The 3,133-nt window shown below is 73.7% G+C and carries 4 protein-coding genes; 2 read left to right on the top strand and 2 right to left on the bottom strand.

What is annotated here, in order from left to right:
* The coding region (locus PROKR_RS00835; RefSeq protein WP_245605653.1) for an ATP-binding protein at window positions 1-1,237 on the bottom strand (1,237 nt) is incomplete at its 3' end.
* Window positions 1,238-1,302: 65 nt separating this feature from the next.
* Window positions 1,303-1,512 (bottom strand): hypothetical protein, encoded by a 210-nt coding sequence (locus tag PROKR_RS00830; RefSeq protein WP_036958893.1) that lies wholly within the window; start codon window positions 1,510-1,512, stop codon window positions 1,303-1,305.
* Between the two features lie 336 nt (window positions 1,513-1,848).
* Between PROKR_RS00830 and PROKR_RS00825 the strand changes: the two genes are divergently transcribed.
* Complete coding sequence (locus PROKR_RS00825) at window positions 1,849-2,556, top strand: hypothetical protein (RefSeq protein WP_245605652.1); 708 nt, start codon at window positions 1,849-1,851, stop codon at window positions 2,554-2,556.
* A 161-nt stretch (window positions 2,557-2,717) separates the two neighbouring features.
* Window positions 2,718-3,089: a YciI family protein gene (locus tag PROKR_RS00820; protein WP_036958890.1), complete on the top strand. Its 372-nt coding sequence runs from the start codon at window positions 2,718-2,720 to the stop codon at window positions 3,087-3,089.
* The last annotated feature ends 44 nt before the right edge of the window (window positions 3,090-3,133 follow it).

Here is a 3,133-nt window from a genome sequence, read left to right as displayed (position 1 = left end):
CCGGGGCGAGCAGCCGGCGGGCCCGGAGCGCGGCGTCACGGGACGCGGACAGCGCGGCGGGCAGGTCGTGGCCCTCGTAGGCGTGGTGCGCGCGCTCGGCGGCGCTGCCGATCGGCATGCCGTCGGGTCCGGCCTGCTCGATCACCGCGAGGTAGGCGCGGTGCACCGACGAGCGCTCGCCTGGCAGCAGGTCGGCGTACAGGGCCTCGGCCAGCAGGGCGTGGCGGAACTCCAGGTGGACGCCGGACACCACGAGGACCTGCTGGGTCACGGCCTCGCGCAGCGCGGCGTCCACGTCGTGCGCGCCCCAGCGGGCGGCCACGGCGCGCAGCAGCTCCTCGCTCACCCGGCGTCCGGCGACCGACGCGATGCGCAGCACCTGCTGCACCTCGGGGTCCAGCCGTTCGAGCCGGGTGCGGAGCACCTCGGTCAGCGTCCAGGGCAGGCTGGCCGAGTCCGGGCCGGCGTCCAGGAGCTCCTCGGCGAAGAAGGCGTTGCCCTCGGACCGGTCCAGCACGTCGGCGAACCCCGCGGCCGGCAGCGGCCTCCCCGCCAGGGCGGTCGTGAACTCGCGCAGCTCGTCCTCGGTGAAGGGCTCCAGGTCGATGCGCTCCACGTGCTCCAGCCGGGACAGCTCGGCGAGCAACGGGCGCAGGGGGTGGCGGCGGTCGACGTCGTCCGCCCGGTAGGTCACCACGAGCAGGACGTTCTCGGACCGGGCGCGGGCCGCGAGGAAGCGCAGCACGTCGCGCGTCGACGCGTCTGCCCAGTGCGCGTCCTCGACGACGAGCACGAGCGGGCGTTCCGGCGCGCCGGCGACCGCGAGGCTGCGGGCGATGCCCTCGAAGAGCTGGAGCCGCTCGTCGTGGTCCGCGTCGCCGCCCCCGCCGGGTTCCAGGAGCCGCCACAGCGCGGGGCGCTCCGCGACCAGCTCGGTGACCCGCGCGGCGGCGTCGGGACCTGCGGCCCCCGCCTGCAGCTGGGTCAGGGCGTCGGTGAACGGGAGGTAGGGGATGCCCACCTGGCCCAGGTCCACGCAGTGCACGACGACGGCGCTGGCCCCTGCCTGTTCCGCCGCCTGGGCGACATGACCGATCAGCCTCGTCTTGCCGACGCCGGCGTCACCGCCGACGAGCACGAGGCCCGGCCGGCCGGCCGAGGCGCGCCCTACCGCGAGCAGCAGAGAGGCGACCTGCTCCTGCCGGGAGACCAGGGGGATTGCCGTGGACCTTCGCACCTGCACATCGTGCCACCGGTCACCGACAATCCCCCTGACCTCCCCTTTCCCGGCCTCCACCGCGGTCACGCGAACAGGCCGCGCCGTGCGGCGGGCGCCGGGCGCATGCCTGCGATGCCCGCCCTGATCTGCTCCGTGCGGTTCGCGCGGACCTCGCGCTTCTCCTGCCGGGCGGCGCGGTCCGCCGCGCTCGGCCGCCTGGTGCGCCAGGCGTCCTTGGCCCGCTCCTGGCGGTACTCGATCTCCGCGTCCAACGCGGGTCCCCACAGCGACATGATTCCTCCTGTGCGTCCCCGGCGGGCCGTGTGCCCGTCCGGCTGATGAGGAAGACACTCGTCCTGAGGCCCGGGGGGCCGGATCGGGAGGTCGGGCAGTCGTGGGCGGCGGGGTACCTCAGACCCGGGTCTGAGGTACCCCGCCACCGGCCTGAGGTGCCTTAGGTACCTCAGAGCCCAGGTCAGGGGCCCTGTTCCCCGCCCGAGATGCCTCCCGGGCCGCCCGGCGAGACACTGGGCGGGCGAGATTCAGGGCGTTCACAGCCCCACTATTGCGATCTACGTCACAGCAGACGCACACTGGAAGTAGCAGCGAACCCAATTCGGGGGTGGATCGTGACCGGAACCGAAGCTGGAACGTACGACATCTTGCCCATGCTGGGCCGTGGGAAGCACCGCAACCCCAAGAAGGGCGCGTGCTTCATGGAGCTCGCATCCTTCCTCGCAGGCGAGAAGTGGAGCGACCATCCAGCCTGCACGCACCCGCTCATCGCCATGCTGGCGCGCGCGGTGAACGACCTCACGGCGGACCACGCGCGGCCCCAGCTCGCGCCGCTCATCCCGTCGGTGATCGGCCTGACCAGCACCGACCCGCGCTGGGACGTGCGTATCGCGCTGCGCGCCGCGCAGACGGCGCTCCCGGTCTCGCCCGCGGACCGGCAGCAGACCCTCGCCGTCGCCGTCCTGGGGTCCGAGCGCATGCTCGACGTCCTGGAGGACCGGCCGGCCGGGACCCTCGCACCGGAGAGCAAGGACGCGCTCGCGGCCGTGCCGAAGACGGCGGCCTGGGCCGAGCGGTTCTGCGCCGGCACCAGCGTGCGGCCCAAGCGGTTCGTGCGGGACGCCGCACCCAGCGTGGTCTCCACGGCGGTGCAGGGCATCTCGGAGGCCTTCGTGCCCGACGTCGACGCGCGGCTCCGTAACCTGCTCGCGGAAACTGTCGCCGATGCGCGCCGCTGGGCCGGGAACGCGGACGACGACGCCCGCACGCTCGACCCGCTGGCGTGGGGCCCGGTGGTCAAGGCGGCTCCGACAACCGCCTGACACCCGGCCGGACAGGGGGAACGGGTCGGGGCGCACCAGGGGGCGCCCCGACCCGAGTCGTGTCCGGAGAGTCCTCCGAGCCACGTCGATGAGACCTGTCGATCGGACCTCCGCCGGATCGTCACCACCGTGTCAGGCAGTTCCGACCGGAGGACAGAACCATGCGATACACGATCCTGCTGCACTACCCGGAGATGACGCCGGAGGAGCTAGGGCCCGAGGGCTGGGAAGAGGGCGAGCGCGAGTTCCAGGCCTACGCCACGGCGCTCGACCAGGCGGGTGTGCTGCTCTCGGCGGAGGTGCTGCAGCCGTCGTCGTCCACCACCACGGTGGCTGTGCGCGACGGCGAGCTGCGCATCCAGGACGGACCGTTCGCCGACACGAAGGAGCAGCTCGGCGGCACGTTCGTCGTCGACGTGCCGGACCTCGACGCCGCGCTCGTCTGGGCACAGAAGGCGCCGTCGGTCCAGTGGGGCACCGTCGAGGTGCGGCCCAGCGCCACCCACTTCGAGAACGGCGCGTGGACCCGCTGACCGATCAGACGCGGGCGCGGGCGGCCGCCGACGCGGCGGCCCGC

This window comes from Promicromonospora kroppenstedtii DSM 19349, from assembly GCF_000515355.1.
Taxonomy (GTDB): Bacteria; Actinomycetota; Actinomycetes; order Actinomycetales; family Cellulomonadaceae; genus Promicromonospora; species Promicromonospora kroppenstedtii.
This window is presented reverse-complemented; position numbering and strand designations above follow the sequence as displayed.

Excerpts from the sequence above, each read along its gene's own strand:
- PROKR_RS00830 (WP_036958893.1), bottom strand. The coding sequence starts at position 1,512 with ATGTCGCTGTGGGGACCCGCGTTGGACGCGGAGATCGAGTACCGCCAG.
- PROKR_RS00820 (WP_036958890.1), top strand. The coding sequence starts at position 2,718 with ATGCGATACACGATCCTGCTGCACTACCCGGAGATGACGCCGGAGGAG.